12 protein-coding genes are annotated in these 17599 nt (G+C 72.2%); 4 read left to right on the top strand and 8 right to left on the bottom strand.

Features of this window, described 5'->3' with window-relative positions; genetic code table 11:
- Positions 1-62 precede the first annotated feature (62 nt).
- The 7 genes from D7318_RS14405 to D7318_RS14375 all read right to left on the bottom strand — a co-directional run bounded on the left by D7318_RS14405 (position 63) and on the right by D7318_RS14375 (position 11672).
- Positions 63-1700, bottom strand: a complete 1638-nt coding sequence (locus D7318_RS14405; RefSeq protein WP_120697418.1) for a peptide ABC transporter substrate-binding protein — start codon at positions 1698-1700, stop codon at positions 63-65.
- 331 nt (positions 1701-2031) lie between these two features.
- Positions 2032-3900: a translational GTPase TypA gene (typA, locus tag D7318_RS14400; protein ID WP_120697416.1), complete on the bottom strand. Its 1869-nt coding sequence runs from the start codon at positions 3898-3900 to the stop codon at positions 2032-2034.
- A gap of 171 nt (positions 3901-4071) precedes the next feature.
- Entirely contained in the window at positions 4072-4809 is a 738-nt protein-coding gene (locus D7318_RS14395) for a phytanoyl-CoA dioxygenase family protein (protein WP_120697415.1), read from the bottom strand.
- A gap of 8 nt (positions 4810-4817) precedes the next feature.
- Positions 4818-7979 carry a lantibiotic dehydratase gene (locus D7318_RS14390; protein ID WP_147437693.1) on the bottom strand — a complete coding sequence of 1054 codons (3162 nt, stop codon included), beginning with the start codon at positions 7977-7979 and terminating at the stop codon, positions 4818-4820.
- Entirely contained in the window at positions 7976-9361 is a 1386-nt protein-coding gene (locus tag D7318_RS14385; protein WP_120697411.1) for a lanthionine synthetase C family protein, read from the bottom strand. Before D7318_RS14385 ends, D7318_RS14390 begins: the two co-directional genes overlap by 4 nt.
- A gap of 23 nt (positions 9362-9384) precedes the next feature.
- Entirely contained in the window at positions 9385-9579 is a 195-nt protein-coding gene (locus tag D7318_RS14380; protein ID WP_120697409.1) for a hypothetical protein, read from the bottom strand.
- Between the two features lie 149 nt (positions 9580-9728).
- Positions 9729-11672 (bottom strand): ABC transporter family substrate-binding protein, encoded by a 1944-nt coding sequence (locus D7318_RS14375; protein ID WP_230423742.1) that lies wholly within the window; start codon positions 11670-11672, stop codon positions 9729-9731.
- Between the two features lie 328 nt (positions 11673-12000).
- On the opposite strand from D7318_RS14375, the gene D7318_RS14370 reads away from it, so the two are divergent.
- The 4 genes from D7318_RS14370 to D7318_RS14355 are packed head-to-tail and all read left to right on the top strand — an operon-like array spanning position 12001 to position 15908.
- Positions 12001-12294: a hypothetical protein gene (locus D7318_RS14370; RefSeq protein WP_120697406.1), complete on the top strand. Its 294-nt coding sequence runs from the start codon at positions 12001-12003 to the stop codon at positions 12292-12294.
- A gap of 57 nt (positions 12295-12351) precedes the next feature.
- Positions 12352-13158, top strand: a complete 807-nt coding sequence (locus tag D7318_RS14365) for a hypothetical protein (protein WP_120697405.1) — start codon at positions 12352-12354, stop codon at positions 13156-13158.
- A gap of 33 nt (positions 13159-13191) precedes the next feature.
- Positions 13192-15129, top strand: a complete 1938-nt coding sequence (locus D7318_RS14360) for a fumarate reductase/succinate dehydrogenase flavoprotein subunit (protein ID WP_120697403.1) — start codon at positions 13192-13194, stop codon at positions 15127-15129.
- Entirely contained in the window at positions 15126-15908 is a 783-nt protein-coding gene (locus D7318_RS14355; RefSeq protein ID WP_120697401.1) for a succinate dehydrogenase/fumarate reductase iron-sulfur subunit, read from the top strand. The genes D7318_RS14360 and D7318_RS14355 overlap by 4 nt, the downstream gene beginning before the upstream one ends.
- A 712-nt stretch (positions 15909-16620) precedes the next feature.
- On the opposite strand, the gene sigJ is transcribed toward D7318_RS14355, so the two are convergent.
- Entirely contained in the window at positions 16621-17568 is a 948-nt protein-coding gene (gene sigJ, locus D7318_RS14350; protein WP_120697399.1) for an RNA polymerase sigma factor SigJ, read from the bottom strand.
- Positions 17569-17599 lie beyond the last annotated feature (31 nt).

The raw sequence follows: 17599 nt of genomic DNA, 5'->3' as shown, positions 1-17599 counted from the left end.
CGTTCCGGTCGATGGAACGGCCTGCCGGCCCCCCTTTCACTGCTGGTTCCCGGCCGGCGGTGTTACTCGCTGACCGTGACGTCGGTCAGGATCGGCTGACCGGCGCTGTTGAAGACCACATTGTCCACGTTGGGGCCCCAGCCACCGTTGACGGCGTTGAACCACAGCGGGATGCTCGGCATCTGCTCGAAGAGCAGCTGCTCCGCCTCCTGGTAGGCGGCCACGGTGGCGTCCAGGTCGGCGGCCGCGTCACCCTCGGCGAACAGCGCGTCCACCTCGGGGGAGTCGAACTGCCCGTAGTTGCTGTGCGCGTAGGACGCGTACAGCTCCTTCAGGAAGTTGACGTTGAGCGGGTAGTCGGCGAACCAGCCGCCGCGGTACATGCTCTGGACCTCGCCGGCCTCACGAGCCTCCAGGTCGGTGGCGAAGTCGACCAGCGGGTCGCCGACGCACTCGATGTCCAGGACCTCGATCACGCTGTTGCAGACGGCCTCGACCCACTCCTGGTGGTCGGCGTCGGCGTTGTACTGGATGACCAGGCGGTCGTCGGGAACGCCGCCGCCCTCCTCGACCAGCCGCTGCGCCTCTTCGGGGTTGAAGTCCGTGATGGTGCCGTCGGCGTTCTCCTGGTACCCGTAGACGCCGGGGGGCAGGTAGCTGTCGGCCGGGAAGCGCGAGCCGTTGAGCACGGTCTGCGTGATGGTCTCCCGGTCGATGGCCATCGAGACGCCCTGGAGCACCTGGGCGGGGTTGTCGGTCGCGTCCCACTCGTACCAGACCGGGGTGATGGTCTGGATGCCGTTGTAGGGCTGGGCGACCGAGCGGTCCTCGCCGAGGTCCTGGCGGTAGAGCGGCAGGTCACGCGGCGCGACCTGGCGGATGATGTCCAGGTTGCCCGACTGGAGGTCGGTGTAGGCGGTCTCCAGGCTGTCGTACGCCTGGATCTGGATCCCGCCGTTCTGCGCGGCGTTGTCGCCCTGGTAGTCCTCGTAGCGGGCCAGCTCGATGGTCTCCTCGTGCTCCCACGAGACGAACTCGTAGGGGCCGTTGCCCACCGGGGACTCGCCGAACGCCTCGGGGTCGTCGTAGAACGACTCGGGCAGCGGCGTGAACGCGTCGTAGCCGAGCTTGTAGTCGTAGTACGAGACCGGGGTGGTCAGCTCGATCGTGAAGGTGAGGTCGTCGACCACCGCGAGGCCGGACATCGTCTCGGCGGTGGGCTCGGCGCCCTCCTCCTCGGGGTGGACGTCCTCGTAGCCGACGATGTCGGCGAACCAGAAGGCGTTGTTCTGCTCGTTCTGGATGTTGGCGGCCCAGTTCCACGCGTTGACGTAGCTCTCGGCGGTGACCGGAGTGCCGTCGTGGAAGGTCCAGCCGTCCTTGAGGGTGATGGTCCAGAGGGAGTTGTCCTCGTTGGCCTCGACGGACTCGGCGGCGACCGTGAAGGTCGAGCCGTCGTCGGCGAAGTCGACGAGCTTGGAGAACACGTTCTGGATCACCAGAGCGCCGAACTGCTCGTTCGTGTTCGTCGGGATCAGCGCGTTCTGCGGTTCGCCGCCGTCGATCCTGACGATGCCCTCGCCGCTGCCTTCGCTCGCGCCGTCTTCACCATCGTCACCATCGTCGCCGCCACAGGCGGACGCGGCCAGAGCCACGGCTATCGCCCCGGCGACCCACTTGGCGCTGCGAGCACCACGCATGGGCTTTGCCTCCTTGGGAGTCCACTTCGAATGCACAGGGAACCCCGGACCGCGGAGGTCTACCCGCGTCCGGTTCGCAATGCCCACAACTATTGGGCATAAACCTGCGGTGAACCACCGATGCGCTATTTCATTTTGATGAAGATGAGGAGAGCAGAAGGGACATATGGGACAAGTCCCAGATGAACACTCTCCGGTATCCGGACTGATGTGACGTATCTCAAGTGCCCTGGTCCGCATATCGGACGGTACCTCGAACTAACGGCCGAAAAGGTCCTTGACAGGACCGGGCCGAAAAGGGCAGACCGGACAGAAGACGCGCGGCGGGACGTTACTGGCGCTTCGCCCTGGCCGTGGCGCGCGCCCGCTCCCGCTGGTCGAGGGCCACCTTGCGAATGCGAACCTCCGAGGGGGTCACCTCGACACACTCGTCCTCGCGACAGAACTCGAGCGACTGCTCGAGCGAGAGCCTGCGCGGGGGCACCAGGTTCTCGGTGGTGTCCGAGGCGGCGGCCCGCATGTTGGTGAGCTTCTTCTCCTTGGTGATGTTGACGTCCATGTCGTCGGAGCGGGAGTTCTCGCCGACGATCATGCCCTCGTACACCTCGGTGCCCGGCTCGACGAAGATCATGCCGCGCTCCTGGAGGTTGAGCATGGCGTACGGCGTCGCCACCCCGGCGCGGTCGGCGACGAGCGAGCCGCTCTTGCGGGTCCGCAGCTCGCCCGCCCACGGCTCGTGCCGCTCGAAGATGCTGTGCGCGATGCCCGTGCCGCGCGTCTCGGTGAGGAACTCCGTGCGGAAGCCGATCAGTCCGCGGCTCGGCACGAGGAACTCCATGCGCACCCAGCCCGAGCCGTGGTTGGTCATGGTCTCCATGCGGCCCTTGCGCCCGGCCATGAGCTGCGTGATCGCGCCCAGGTGCTCCTCGGGGGCGTCGATCGTCATGCGCTCGACCGGCTCGTGCACCGAGCCGTCCACGGTCCGCGTGACCACCTCGGGCTTGCCGACGGTCAGCTCGAAGCCCTCCCTGCGCATCGTCTCGACCAGGATGGCGAGCGCCAGCTCGCCCCGGCCCTGGACCTCCCACGCGTCGGGGCGCTCGGTCGGCAGGACGCGCAGCGAGACGTTGCCCACGAGCTCGCGGTCGAGGCGGTCCTTGACCAGCCGGGCGGTGACCTTGTGGTTCTTGCCGCCGCGGCCGACCAGCGGCGAGGTGTTGGTGCCGATCGTCATGGAGATGGCGGGCTCGTCCACGGTGATCAACGGCAGCGCCACCGGGCTCTCCGGGTCGGCCAGCGTCTCGCCGATCATGATGTCGGGGATCCCGGCCACCGCGCAGATGTCGCCCGGGCCCGCCACCTCGGCGGGCTTGCGGGTGAGCGCCTCGGTCATCAGCAGCTCGGTGATCCTGACGTTCTGCGCCGAGCCGTCGCGCCGCAGCCACGCGACCGTCTGGCCCTTGCGGAGGCTGCCCTGGCGGATGCGGCACAGCGCGATGCGGCCGAGGAAGTTGTCGGCGTCGAGGTTGGTGACATGGGCCTGGAGCGGGGCGTCCTCGTCGTAGACGGGCGCGGGGACCGTCTCGAGGAGCGTGGTGAAGAACGGCTCGAGGCTGTCGCTGTCGTCGGGGACCGTGCCGTCGGCCGGCTGGGTCAGCGAGGCGATGCCGTCGCGCGCACACGCGTAGACGATGGGGAACTCGATCTGCTCCTCGTCCGCGTCCAGGTCGAGGAAGAGGTCGTAGGTCTCGTCGAGCACGGCGGAGATGCGGGCGTCGGAGCGGTCGGTCTTGTTGACGCAGAGGATGACGGGCAGCCGGGCCTGGAGGGCCTTGCGCAGCACGAAACGGGTCTGCGGCAGGGGCCCCTCGGAGGCGTCCACCAGGAGCACCACCGCGTCCACCATGGACAGGCCGCGCTCGACCTCGCCGCCGAAGTCGGCGTGGCCAGGGGTGTCGATGATGTTGATGACCACGGACGAGGCGGCGCCCTTGGGGTGGTACCGCACGGCGGTGTTCTTCGCGAGGATGGTGATGCCCTTCTCGCGCTCCAGGTCGCCGGTGTCCATCACCCGGTCGTCCACGTGCTGATGGGCCGCGAAGGCGCCCGCCTGCTTGAGCATGGCGTCGACCAGGGTCGTCTTGCCGTGGTCGACATGGGCGACGATGGCGACATTGCGGATGTCGTGGCGGATAGGCATGGCTGGGGCGCTTCTCCCGAGATCGCTGCGGAAAGGGCTCGGCAGGGACGCCCGCCCGGCGAGGGTCGCACCCCCACGGGACCACGCCACGGCACCGGCCTCACCCATGGTACGGCGCCGCGGCCACCGCCCCGGCCGAGAGTCCCGCCTCGCCGGAAGCGGTGGCGACGGTCACAGTCCGAGCAGTTCCCTGCGCGCTGGCGACATCTTCTGAAGGTGTTCGAACAGCATCAGGGCGAAGTTGTTCTGCGGCCGGACATAGGAGCGGCAGTAGTAGGCGAGAACGCCGATCCTGCTGTCGTCGGCCGACGCGTTGCGCCCGGTGCCGTGCCACACCCTCGCGTCCAGGAGCAGCGCGGTGCCCGCGGGGCCCGTGGCGGGGACCAGGTGCGCGTCGGGCGGCGGCTCGGGGGCGAGGTGGCTGCCGGGCACGACAAGGGTGGCGCCGTTCTCCTCGGTGAAGTCGTCGAGCATCCAGATGGCGTGGGCGGCGAGCGCGTGGGGCCAGGGGCGTTCGGCCCAGTCCTGGTCGAAGTGCGGGGTCATGGCGCCGGTGCCGGGGTGGGTGATGTTGGCGCTCAGGTTGGACAGCAGGGGGCTCGGGCCGAGGATCGACGCGATCAGGTCGAGCGCGACGGGGTGTTCGGCGAGCCGCAGGAACCCCTCGCCCTGGGCGAAGAGCGCCCACACGCGCTGGCTGGCCACGCCCTGGGCGCGGTCGGCGGGCGGGGGGTCGTGCAGGGCGGCCGAGAGCACGGCCCCGCGCAGCTCGGAGAGCGCGGGCTCGGGGAGGGCGCCGGTCAGCCGGGCGACGCCGTGGGCGGCCAGGTGCTCCCTGGCCTCGTCGGGGTCGTCGGTGAGCGGGGGCAGGGCGGCGGGCCTGGCGGGCCGGGTGGGCCGGGTGGTCATCGGGCTCCTCACGGTGCGTCGGAACGGTGGGTGCGCGGGGCGGCGGCGCCCAGCAGGCGGCGGGCCACATGGCCGAGCAGCTTGAGGCTGACGTGCTCGTCCCCGTGCCCCGTGCCGACCAGGCGGTTGTGCTGCATGTGCAGCAGGCTGAGCAGCACGGGCTCGCCCTCGGGCCCAGGGCGCGCCGACCCGGGCCCGAGGCCGAGCAGCTCGCCCATGGCCCCGGGCCCCGCGGCCTCGCGCCACGCCGCGGCGAGGCCGCGGACGGCGAGGGCGGACTCCAGGCGCGCGGCGGTCTCCCCGGGGTGGATCAGGTCACGGGCCGCGGCCAGGGCGGCGGGGGTCACCTCGCCGTCCACGCTGCGTTCGAAGTGTGCCGCCGCCCAGCGCGGCCAGTCCCAGGGGCCCAACGCCTCGAGCAGCACGGCGTAGTGGGCGGCGACCAGGGTGTCGGCGGTCAGCCGGGACCTGGGGCGGCGCAGGGCGCGCAGTCCGGCGAGCGCCAGCTGGCTGTCCAGGCAGAAGATCTCCTCGGCGTGCCCCAGGCCCGCGGGCCCCCCGTAACGCGCCAGCTCGGGCTCGTAGCGCGCGACGGTGTGGTCGCGGACGACGCCCTGGTCGGCCAGGTCGAGCAGCCCGGCGGTGAGCCGCGGCCAGACCTCGTGGCGCAGCGCGTCGGGGGCGGCCCGCAGCCGCAGCCGCACATGCTCGACGGGGTCGGCGTAGCGCAGGAAGAACCAGCCGTCCGCGTGCTCGCCGACCGAGCGGACCAGGTCGGCGAGCGGGCCCGCGATCAGCGCGTCCTGGCTGTCGCGGACCGCGTAGACCTTGACATAGGCCCACTCCCCCGCGGGGCCGCGGGCGCCGCGCCGCGGCGGCACGGTGCGCCGGGCGCGGGGCGCGGCCGGGACCATCGGCACGACGATCTCGTGGCCGCGCCCGTCGAGCCAGCCGTGGCCCCCGCCCTCGGCGCGCGGGTCCTCGTGGATCCGCTCCCCGCCCTCGGCCATCTCCCTGCGCAGCAGCGCGCGGTGGAAGGGAACGGCGAGGTCGACGCCGTAGAAGCGGTCCTCCCTGCCGATGACCACGCGCCGGGGCAGCCCGGCGGCCTCGCGCCAGTGGTCGAACGCGGCTGGCCCCTCGTCCTCGGCGGGCGGCGGCGCCCCCGGCAGCCAGCTGCGCGGCGAGAGCACGCAGCGGCCGAGCCTGACGCGGGGCAGGAAGGGCAGCTCGCCCAGCCCGGTGCCCCACTGCCAGGGGCCCCAGATCTCGGCCGGGTCGGTGAACCGCAACTCGGCGAGCAGCCGGGCCACGTTGGGGGCGAACGCCGAGGCGTCGAGCATGTGCGGCAGCACCGGGCGGAGGTACTGGCCCGTGCGTTCCCACACGGCGCGCAGCACGCCGTCCTCGGCCACCACGAGCACGTCGCGCCAGTCGATGTGGCCGGGAGCCCTCGGGTCGGCGTGGAGCCCGAAGGGGATGCGGTGCGGGAGCAGCGGCGGGGTGCGCAGCACGTTGCCGACGCGGCCCCGGCTCTGCGGGAACAGCAGCTGGGCGGGCAGCGCGCCGTCGTCGGGCGCGGCGAGCACCTCGCCGAGCGCCTCGGCGTTGCCCAGGGTGGCGGCGAAGCGCCCGGACAGCGCCCCGCCGGTCTGCGCGCCGGTGACCTGGGTGGGGAAGAGGAGGAAGTCACCGGCCTCGACGGCGGACCGGCTCGGGGCGAGGAGCTGGAAGCACACGTCGAGCGTTCCCGAGCTGTCGCCAGGCGCGACGGTGGCGAGCTCATCGATGTCGTCGGGGCCGAGCACGACCTCGCCCGAGGGGTCGGTGACGCCACGGTGGAGCAGCCGGGCCAGCCGCCGGGTGCGCCGCTGGTCGGGGTCGGCGCCCGGTGCGGCCTGGGCCGCGCCCCCGGCGAACCGCTCGGAGCGCGGCACGACGTAGCTCTCGGGGAAGCCGAGGCCGCGGTGGGGGTCGATGAGGTCGGGCAGGCGCACGGGCGCGTCGACGCCGTAGCGGCTCTCGAACGCCTCGCGGTAGCGGCGCATGTGGGCATAGGAGCCGTCGCGGGGGAACACCCGCCACAGCGCGGTGGCGAGCGCCTCCGCCGCCGCGCGGACGGGGGGCGGCAGCTCGACCCGGCCCCTGAAGCGCAGATCCACCTGCGGGGTGGCGGGCCGAAGGCCGGGGGCCAGGCGTTCGGCCTCGGCGACCACCGCGTGCCACGCGTCCGCGCCCTCACCGGCGGCGGTGGCCTCGTACTCCCGGATGAGCGTGGCGAGTTGACCCGGGACGCCGTCCGCGCGGGCGGCCGGGGTGACATCGAGGTGACGCAGTCCCTCGGGTGTGGTGAGGACGTCGTGCCGGAGCAGGTCGAGAAGGTAGCGGTCGAGCGCGGCCTCGGAGGGCCCCGGCGCGTCGGTCGGTCCAGGGGCGTCGGTCGGTCTAGGGGTGTCGGCCAGCAGCTTGGCGAGCAGGTCCGCGTAGCGGATCGGCTCGGCCGCGGCGTCCCGCACCCGCAGGAGCAGCGGGGTGGCCCGCAGGGTGAGCGCCTGGCGGCTGACGGGGTCGTTCGCGTCGTCCGACGTGCGGGCGCGGGGGAACAGCAGGTGCTCGCCGCGCCGGTGGACGAGGTCGGTGAACGCGACGTCGAGCGCGCGGCGGGCGTCCGGGTCCTGGAGGCGGCGGAGCGCGAGCACGTCGGCGAACGCGGCGTCGAGCCTGACGACCCGGTCGGTGGCGCCGTCGACCGTGGAGGCGGCCCGTTCGCCGAAGCGCGCGGGGACGACGCCCGCCTGGAGCCCGAACGGGCTGGGGCGCCCCGAGGTCCGCAGCCCGTACCGGGCGACCGCGCTCACGACCCTGCGCAGCTTCTTGCGGCCGATGGCGTCGCCTGCGCGTATCCGCAGGATCGAGCCGTGCAACGAGGGGCTGGAGACCGCGATGGCCTCGCGGAAGACGGCGTTCCCCGTGGCGCGGACGACCCAGTCGGTCATGTCGGCGACGCAGGGGCCGCCCGGGTGGGGGCAGGACAGCGGCTCGGTGTGCGGCCCGGCGGGGCCGAGGGCGGCCAGCCGGAGATGGACGGGGCCGACGGCCGAGAAGGCGGCGGCCGGGGGCGTCGGGTCGTTCAACTGCTTCCCCTCTGCGTGCTCAGGGAGTTCGGTCACGCGACCAGGAGGGCCGCGTCCCACGCGACCGACGGCTCTCCCCTCGCGTAGGCGTGCAGGGCCAGGGCGAGGCCCGTGGCGCCGGTCAGGAATCCGGGGGTGGTCCAGCCGTGGCGCGGGGCGGCCGTCTCACGGAACGTGCTCAGCCGCAGCGCGTCGGGGTCCGCGAGGCCGGTGACGAGGCGGCGGGCGATGTCCTCGGTGGCGTGGTGGACGCGGTCGGCCTCGGCGGAGTCGCGGAAGAAGCGCAGCAGGTGCAGCAGCCCCGACCAGCCGTGGCACAGCGACCAGTGGTCGATGTGCCAGTGCTCCATGGGGACCCTGAGGAACGAGCCGACCGACTCCGTGGCGAGCGCGGTCCAGCCCGGCTCGCCGAACGCCTCCCCCGCGAGCTGGAGGGCGCGCGCGACGCCGGGCGCGCCGTAGCACCACGAGGGCCGCGTCCGGCCCCTCTCCCGGGGCGCGCCCGCCCACTCGTCGAGCGAGACGGCGTTGGGCCAGTGGACGCCGAACTCGTCCTCGTGCGCGAGCCGTTCGAGGAGGGCGACCAGGGTCCTGACGGCCCGCTCCTGGCCTGGCACGGCGACGCCGCGGGCGTGGGCGAGCGAGAGCAGCGCCAGCGGTCCCGCGATGCCGTGCGAGAGGCCGGTGTTGAGGTGGCCGTACTTCCGCATGGAGTACGGGTTCTCGGACCTGAGGTTGGGCGGGTGGGTCGCCCAGAGCGCCGGAACGGTCTCCCCGTGGTAGCGCAGGGACCGGGTCAGGGCGACGAGCGTGCTCAACACCCGTTCCAGCGTGGGCAGGTGCTCGGGGGCGCGGCCGAGGAGATGGCGCCCTGTCCCGGTGAGGCCGCTGATGACGTCATAGCGGTGGAAGGGGCCGAGGGGGTTTTCGTCGATGTCGCGGCAGCGTTCTTCGACGACCTCGATGAGCGCCTGGTCCACGGTGGCGAGCGCCTTTTCATAGCCCCCGCCGACCGAGGCGGCGGCATCGAGGGCGAACGCAAGACCCGCCGTTTCCAGATAGAGCCCGGCATTGCGCGAGCGGACGCGGGAAACGGCCGCCGCGGCGCGCTGGAGATGCGCGTGGGCGACCGTTCTGCTCTCGCGTCCTTCCGCCGCGCGAACGGCGAAGAGAAGGGATATTCCCGAGAAGCCGTCGGCGAAGGACAGCACGTCACCCGGGTCGTCGGCCAACGGTGCGAGAGCGTCGGGCGACCGCAGGATCCCGGCGACGCGATCCGCGATGCGCAGCGCCTCGGCCGCGTGTCCCGCTTCTCGGCGAGCGGCCGTCACCGCCATGATCTTCCCCCCTTTTCCCATGTCCTTGCCCTTGGTCGGGCGGAGGGGGATGCCCATGCGCTCCGGGGAGCGCATGGGCATCCGCCCGTGTCCTCAACGGCGCGTCAGCAACACGGGGGGTTGCAGGTGCCCCGGGTCAGCTGGAGGGACGTGCAGCCATAGGTGGTCGTGGGAATTCCGCTGCACCCGTAGGAGGTCCTGAGGACGGCCGGGGTCTGTTCGGGCATCCAACTGATGTCGAGGTCGAGATCGTCAAGGGTCTCGACTTCTTCGGAGTCAAGGATCAGCTTGGTGGCCACCGTTTATCTTCTCCTTGCGAGAGGGGCTACGACAAAAGGAAGCTAACCGCCCGCAGTAAACGATGTCAACGCCTCGAAGTCGAGAGGAAATACAGCGGCAATACAGTCCACGGACAGAATGAATACAGGGAATATGTAATTCCCTTGACTCAGCTCCGGTGGCCGATGTCCTGATAGCGGGGCGTCTCCATGCCGAACGCGCCGACACCCGCGAGGGAGTCGTTCGTGGCGACCAGCTGCGGGCGCTGGTAGAGGGGGATGGAGCCCGCGGCGGCCCAGAGGCGGGAGTCGGCGCGGTTGAGCAGCTTGTCGTGCTCCTCCTCGTCCAGCTCGGCCGCCGCCTGGTTGAGCAGCTGGTCGATGTAGTCGGTGCCGACCCGCGTGTAGTTCTGCTCGATCAGCAGGTCGCCGCCGGGGACGGCGCGCGGCTTGGCGTAGAGCGGCGCCGCGTCGCTCGCGGGGAACGCGGTGGCGGGCCAGGAGAACAGCGCCAGGTCGAAGTTGCCCGCGACGATGTGGTCGTCGAAGTACGTCTGCTGCTCGACCTCCGCGATCTCGGCGGTGATGCCGACCTCGCGCAGCATGTCCGCGATGGCGCGGGCCACTTCGCGCAGCGGCTCGCCCGCCCGGCCCTCGGGCAGGACGAACCGCAGCTCGAGCGGCTCGCCGTCCTTGGCGCGCACGGGGACGGGCGCCGCGGGCCGCTCCCCCGCCGCCTTGACGTCGCTCAGTCGCCAGCCCGCGTCGTCGAGCGCGGCCGTCGCCGCGCCCGTGCCGGTCTTGCCGAGCGCGTCGCTGTTGTCCTGGTACCCGGCCTGGCCGATGACCCGCAGGTGGCTGCCGAGCGGCTTGACGGGCAGCCCGGCGGGCTCGTGCACGAGCCCCGCCAGCTTCTTGCGGTCGAGCGCGCGGGCGATGGCCCAGCGGACGCGCTCGTCGTCGAGCGCGGGCGATGAGCCGTTGAGCGCGAGCTGCGTGTACCCGGCGTCGTACGCGCGGTGGACGGTGAAGCCCTGGAGCTTGGCGCGCACGGCCTCCTCGCGGGTGGCGAAGGCGCGTTCGCGGGCGCGTTCGGTCTCGGCGTACGCCCGGGCGTAACGCTCGGCGGCCGCGCGCTCCTCGGAACCCGCCACGTGCGCCGTGGCCAGGTCGTGCAGCGCGTCGCCGGTCAGCCGGTTGCCGCCGGGGGCGTCGCCCTTGGCGTCGTCGCTCTCCTTCTTCTCCTCGCGCGGGCGGTCGCCGTTCACTCCGTCGTGGGCCGACGTGATGCGGTCGGCGTCGGCGGGGCCGATCTCGGCGATGTCGAGGCGCCCGTCGATGAGCGCGGCGCGGCGCTGGCCGCGCGGGACCGCGGTGAAGACGAGCTCGTCGAGGAGGGCGGGGTCGCCCCACCAGGCGTCGTTGCGGACCAGGGTGACGGACTTCTTGTCGCCGTCCACCTTCTTGAGCTCGAACGGGCCGCCGGAGACCGGGAGTTCGGTGCGGGCGCCATCGTTGAACCGGTCCGGGTCATCGGTGACCGAGCGCGGGTAGAGCGGGCTGAAGAGGGACTTCCAGTCGGCGTAGGGGCGGGCGAAGGTGACCGTGACCTGGCCCGCGTCCGGGCCCTTGGCGACGCTCTCGACGGCGTTGTAGCCGGAGTTGCGGGCGGACCAGTAGGCGTTGTCCTCGCCGTTGAGCGCCTTCCACTGGGCGGTGAAGTCGGCGGCGCCGATCTTCTTGCCGTCGCTCCACTTCGCCTCGGGGTTCAGGGTGTAGACGACGGTCTGCTTGGGCTCGCGCTCGGTGATCTCGGCGGAGCGCAGATAGTCGCCGTTGAGCCGCGGGCGGCCATGGGCGTCGACGGTGAACAGCATGGGCAGCACGGCGCCCGCGATCTGGTCGGTGGTGCGGTCGGCCTCGAACTGGAAGGCGTTGAGCGTCACGGGCAGCTGGTCGACGCCCCACGTGGCGCTGCCGCCGCTCTCCAGCTGGGCGCGCCCGACGCCGGCCACGGACTGGAGGGTGCCGCCGCCCGTGCCGCCGCCGCCCCCCTCCGTGGTGCACCCCGGCGTGGTGGAGAGGAGGAGTGCGCCCGCGACCAGGGCCGTCACGCGGTGGACGGCACGGGGCGGGGCTTGGACCCGGCCGGGTCCCGCTGGCGCGCCTGACATGTGTTACCTCCGGCCTGACCGGTACTCACCGGTGTGTTGATCACACGTGCGCTGATCACACGTATGCGCCTCACTGAAGGCGAGGCCGGGCGCGCGGCGGCGGCGACACGGCGTGCGCCAGGGGCGAGGCCACCCGTCCGGGCCAGCGCGCGAACCCGGACGGGGGCGCGGCGGACCAGGTCGGAACCCGCCGCCCTCTTCACAACCGCGTGTGCCTCGCGTCACACTCGATCGTCCGGTGATCCACCACCAATGGAGGTGGCAAGCGGTGTCACTGCACGATGAGCTGCGCTCTGCCCAGCGCTGCGTGGACGACCTGGCACGCTGTGTCGCCCGCCTGGAGCGGGCGCTGGGCCGCGGCCTGGAGACGCGAAGGGTCCGCAGCGACACGGACCACCTGCGGGAGAGCCTGGCCCTGCTCGCCGCCACCGCGCCAACGGACCGGGCCCCCGAAGTACCCCCCGTACCAGGCGAGTTGACCCGGGTGCCGGAGGCGCCCTACGACGAGCGGCTGTGGGCGGGCGCCGACGACGAGGGCGTGGGCACCCGGCGCGGCCCGTAGCGGCGACGCCGCCAGGCGGCGCGCGCGGCCCGAACGACCCCCACTCCGGAGAGACTTGTGGCAACCGAAGCTGAACCCAGGACCGGGCCCGCGGGGCGGGCCGCCATCGCGCAGCGCCATCTGCGCCTGGACCGCTGGTGGTTGGCCCCGGCCGCGACCGTCGTGGGCCTGCTGGCCTTCGTGGTGTACGCGACGTGGCGGGCGTTCGCCAACGCCGACTACTACGCGGCGCCCTATGTGTCGCCGTTCTACTCGCCCTGTCTCGCCGAGAGCTGCGCGGACATGCGCGACGGCCCCAACTGGCCACTGTTCGGCGACTGGTGGGGCCTGTCGCCCGCGCTGATCTTCCTCGCGCTGCCCCTGGGCTTCCGCCTCACGTGCTACTACTACCGCAAGGCGTACTACCGGAGCTTCTGGGCCTCGCCCCCCGCGTGCGCCGTGGCCGAGCCGCACAAGGCGTACTCGGGCGAGACCCGTTTCCCGCTGATCCTCAACAACAGCCACCGCTACTTCTTCTACGCGGCGGCCGTGGTCGCCCTGATCCTCACCTATGACACCGTGCTCACCTTCAGGGACTCCGACTACGCGTGGGGGCACATGGGGCTCGGCACGCTGCTGTTCACGGTCAACATCGCGCTGGTGTGGGCGTACACGCTCTCCTGCCACTCCTGCCGACACATCATGGGCGGCAAGCTCAAGAGCTTCTCCAAGCATCCGATCCGCTACCGCGCCTGGACCCTGGTGAGCCGACTCAACGGCCACCACATGGGGCTCGCCTGGGCGTCCCTCGCGTCGCTCGCGCTGTCGGATCTCTATGTGTACCTGCTGGCCACCGACGCGTTCACCGACCCGCGGCTGTTCTGAGACGACGGCCCCCGGCGGACGCAAGGAGGAAATGTGAGCACTGTGGAACGCCAGTCGTGGGACGTCGTGGTCGTGGGAGCCGGCGGCGCCGGGCTCCGCGCGGCCATCGAGGCCCGCGAGCGGGGACTGCGCACGGCCGTCGTGTGCAAGTCCCTGTTCGGCAAGGCCCATACGGTGATGGCCGAGGGCGGCATCGCGGCGGCGATGGGCAATGTGAACGCGGGAGACGGCTGGCAGGTCCACTTCAGGGACACGCTGCGCGGTGGCAAGTTCCTCAACCACCCGCGCATGGCCGAGCTGCACGCCAGGGAGGCGCCCGACCGCGTCTGGGAGCTGGAGACATGGGGCGCGCTGTTCGACCGGACGAAGGACGGGCGGATCTCCCAGCGGAACTTCGGCGGCCACGAGTACCCCAGGCTCGCGCACGTCGGCGACCGCACGGGCCTCGAGCTGATCCGCACGCTCCAGCAGCGCGTGGTGGCGTTGCAGCAGGAGGACTTCAAGGAGAGCGGCGATCACGAGGCGCGGCTGAAGGTCTTCCAGGAGTGCACGGTCACCCGGGTGCTCAAGGAGGACGCCGCGGATCAGGGCAGCCGGGTGGCCGGGGTGTTCTGCTACGAGCGCGAGTCGGGCCGCTTCTTCGCGATCGACGCGCCCTCGGTGGTGCTGGCCACCGGCGGCATCGGCAAGTCGTTCAAGGTGACCTCCAACTCCTGGGAGTACACGGGCGACGGGCACGCGCTCGCGCTGCTCGCCGGGGCGCCGCTGGTCAACATGGAGTTCGTGCAGTTCCACCCGACCGGCATGGTCTGGCCGCCCTCGGTGAAGGGCATCCTGGTCACCGAGTCGGTGCGGGGCGACGGCGGCGTGCTGCGCAACAGCGAGGGCCGCCGTTTCATGTTCGACTACATCCCCGAGGTGTTCAGGGAGCAGTACGCCAAGGACGAGGCCGAGGCGGACCGTTGGTACACCGACCCCGACAACAACCGCCGCCCACCCGAGCTGCTGCCCCGCGACGAGGTGGCCCGCGCGATCAACGCCGAGGTCAAGGCCGGGCGCGGCAGCCCGCACGGCGGGGTGTTCCTCGACGTGTCGACGCGGCTGCCCGCGGCCGAGATCGAACGCCGACTGCCGTCCATGCACCACCAGTTCAAGCAGCTGGCCGACGTGGACATCACCAAGGAGCCGATGGAGGTCGGCCCCACGTGCCACTACGTCATGGGCGGCGTGGACGTCGACCCCGACACGGCGGCGGCCACCGGGGTGCCGGGCCTCTTCGCCGCGGGCGAGGTGGCGGGCGGCATGCACGGCTCCAACCGGCTCGGCGGCAACTCCCTCTCCGACCTGCTGGTCTTCGGCCGCCGCGCCGGGCTCCACGCGGCCGAGCTCGCCGCCGCGCTCACCGCGGGCGAGCGGCCCCAGGCGGACGAGGCGCAGCTGGCCGCGGCGGAGGCCGAGGCGGTCAGGCCGTTCGCGCCGCCCGTCGACGAGGGGGCCGACGCCGCACCCGAGAACCCCTACGCCATCCACCAGGAGCTCCAGCAGGCGATGAACGACCTGGTGGGCATCATCCGCCGGGAGTCGGAGATGACCGAGGCGCTGACCCGTCTCGCCGCGCTGCGCCGCCGCGCCGAACGCGCCGCGGTCGAGGGGCACCGGCAGTACAACCCCGGCTGGCACCTCGCCCTCGACCTGCGGAACATGCTGCTGGTCAGCGAGTGCGTGGCGCGCGCGGCCCGCGAGCGGACCGAGTCGCGCGGCGGGCACACGAGGGACGACCACCCCGGCATGGACCGCGCGTGGCGGCGGGTCAACCTGCTGTGCCGCCTCGATGACTCCCAGGGCGCCGACGGCGGGGCGGTCAGGCTCGAACGCCGCGACCTCCCGGCGATCAGGCCCGATCTGCTCGACCTGTTCGACGACGACGAGCTGGCCAAGTACCTGACGGAAGAGGAAGTGAAGGACCGGTGACGGACACGAGCACCAGCTACGACGCGCACCTGCGGGTGTGGCGGGGGGACGCCGGGTCCGGCGGGCTCGAGGACTTCACGGTCCAGGTCAACGAGGGTGAGGTGATCCTGGACGTCATCCACCGGCTCCAGGCCACCGAGGCGCCCGACCTGGCCGTGCGCTGGAACTGCAAGGCGGGCAAGTGCGGTTCGTGCGGCGCGGAGATCGACGGCAGGCCGCGGCTGATGTGCATGACGCGGATGTCGCTGTTCGCGCAGGACGCCACGATCACGATCACGCCGCTGCGCACGTTCCCCGTGGTGCGGGACCTGGTGACGGATGTGGGCTTCAACTACACCAAGGCCAGGGAGATCCCGGCGTTCGTCCCGCCCGAGGGGGTCGCGCCCGGCGAGTACCGGATGCGGCAGGAGGACGTGGAGCGGTCCCAGGAGTTCCGCAAGTGCATCGAGTGCTTCCTGTGCCAGGACGTCTGCCACGTCGTGCGCGACCACGAGGAGAACAAGCAGGCGTTCGCCGGTCCGCGCTTCCTGATGCGGATGGCCGAGCTCGACATGCACCCGCTCGACGACGCGGAGGCGCAGGGGCTCGACCGCAGGCGGGCGGTCACCGAGGACCACGGCCTCGGGTACTGCAACATCACCAAGTGCTGCACCGAGGTGTGCCCCGAGTCGATCAAGATCACGGACAACGCCCTGATCCCGATGAAGGAACGCGCCGCCGACCGTTCCTACGACCCCCTCGTCTGGCTCGGCAACAAGATCAGGCGCCGCCGAGAGTAGCCCTGGCCCGGGCGGGCTTCACCGCGTCGATGGTGCGGCACCGTCGCGCGCGTGCCAGGCCCCTTCGGGGCCTGGGGGGGCAGCAGGGCGCTGCCCTGACCCGTGCCCTGCGGGGCGCCCCGCCGCGGCGGGGTGGTGGGAAGCCCGGACGGCGTCCGGAGTCGGGCACGGGCCCGAAGGGGTCGGCCCGCACGGGGCTCCGCCCTGACCCGTGCCCTGCGCGGCCCGCGCCGCCGCGACGGGGCAGGGCGCGGACCGGCCCGTGGGGTGTCTCCCCGGAGCAACGTCCGGAGCCGGACGCGGGCCCGAAGGGGTCGGCCCTGACCCACGGCGCTGCTGCGGCGGGGCGCGGACCGGACGGTGGGGAGCGCCCCCCGGACGGCGCCCGGGGTCGAACACGAGGCCCCGCCCTGACCCACGGCCCGCGGGACGCGCCACCGCGACGAGCCGGGCTGGGCGTCACACTTCGGACAGGCGTGCTGTTCGACGTCGTTCGCGTCCGACCGGTCGGGAGCCCGGATCGTTTGTGAGAGTAGCCGCGCGTGCGGCTCTGGCCCTGGCTCGCGCTCGGGGAGGATCGCCAGGGTGAGGTGGACGGCATCGCGGCCATTTGTTCGAGTTTCGCAATGAGGAGCCACGCGTCGGCGACCGCGTCGTGCGGGCCGCCGAGCGCCTGGTTGCAGTAGGTGCCGCGCTGTCGAAGTCCAGCCGGTCAGCCCGCCGTCCACGGGCGGAGTTTGTCGGGGTTGCGCACTGCCCAGATGTGCCTGATCCGGTCGTCCGCGACGTCGAACGCGTACACCGCCACGGTGACGCCTTCGTGCTCGATCACCAGGCCAGCCCGGCCGTTGACCGTGCGCTCCAGGACCGTCACGCCGCCGACTGCCTTGACGGCGAGGTCGGTGAGGTAGCGCGCGATTCCTTCGCCGCCCTCGATCGGGTGGAGCGCGGCGGCGACCACGCCGCCGCCGTCCGCCGTGAATGTCGCGCCGGGGGCGAGCAGTCTGACGAGGGCGTTGATGTCCTGCGCGTCCCACGCCTGCTTGAAGTCCCTGACGAGGCCCGCCTGGTGGGCCGCCGGGGCCGCAGGCGGCAGGGAGGCGCGGACGCGGCGCCGGGCGGAGGAGGCCAGTTCGCGGCATGCCGCCGGGGTACGGCCGGTGATTCCGGCGATCTCGGCGAACGGGTAGCCGAAGACATCGTGCAGGATGAGCGCGACGCGCTGAGCCGGGGTCATGGATTCGAGGGCCACGAGAAACGCCATGCTTACCGACTCGTCGAGTGTGACCCGGTCGGCCGGGTCCGCAGGGTCGGTCGCAGCGGTGCCTGGGCGCCCGCTGATCCAGTCGGTCCGCTCGGGCAGCGGCTCCGGGATCCATTCACCCACGTAACGCTCGCGCCGGACCCGCGCCGATCCGAGGAGGTCCAGGCATACGCGGGTGGCGACTGTCGTCAGCCAGGCGCCGGGGGACTCGATGGCCTCCTGCTGCTGTCGGGGCATGGCGTACCAGCGGGTGTAGGTCTCCTGGACCGCGTCCTCGGCCTCGGCCAGGGAGCCGAGGAGCCGGTAGGCGAGACCGATCAGCCGCCGCCGCTCGCTGATGATCGCGTCCAAGTCCGCGTCGGACTCGTCGTGCCGTGGCTTCGCGTGATCGGTCATGGTTCCGGTGGCTCCCTGATCTCGGATCGTC

Source organism: Streptomyces radicis (assembly GCF_003626575.1).
GTDB lineage: Bacteria > Actinomycetota > Actinomycetes > Streptomycetales > Streptomycetaceae > Streptomyces > Streptomyces radicis.
Note: the sequence above shows the minus strand (reverse complement) of the source record. Positions and strands in the feature narration are given on the sequence as shown.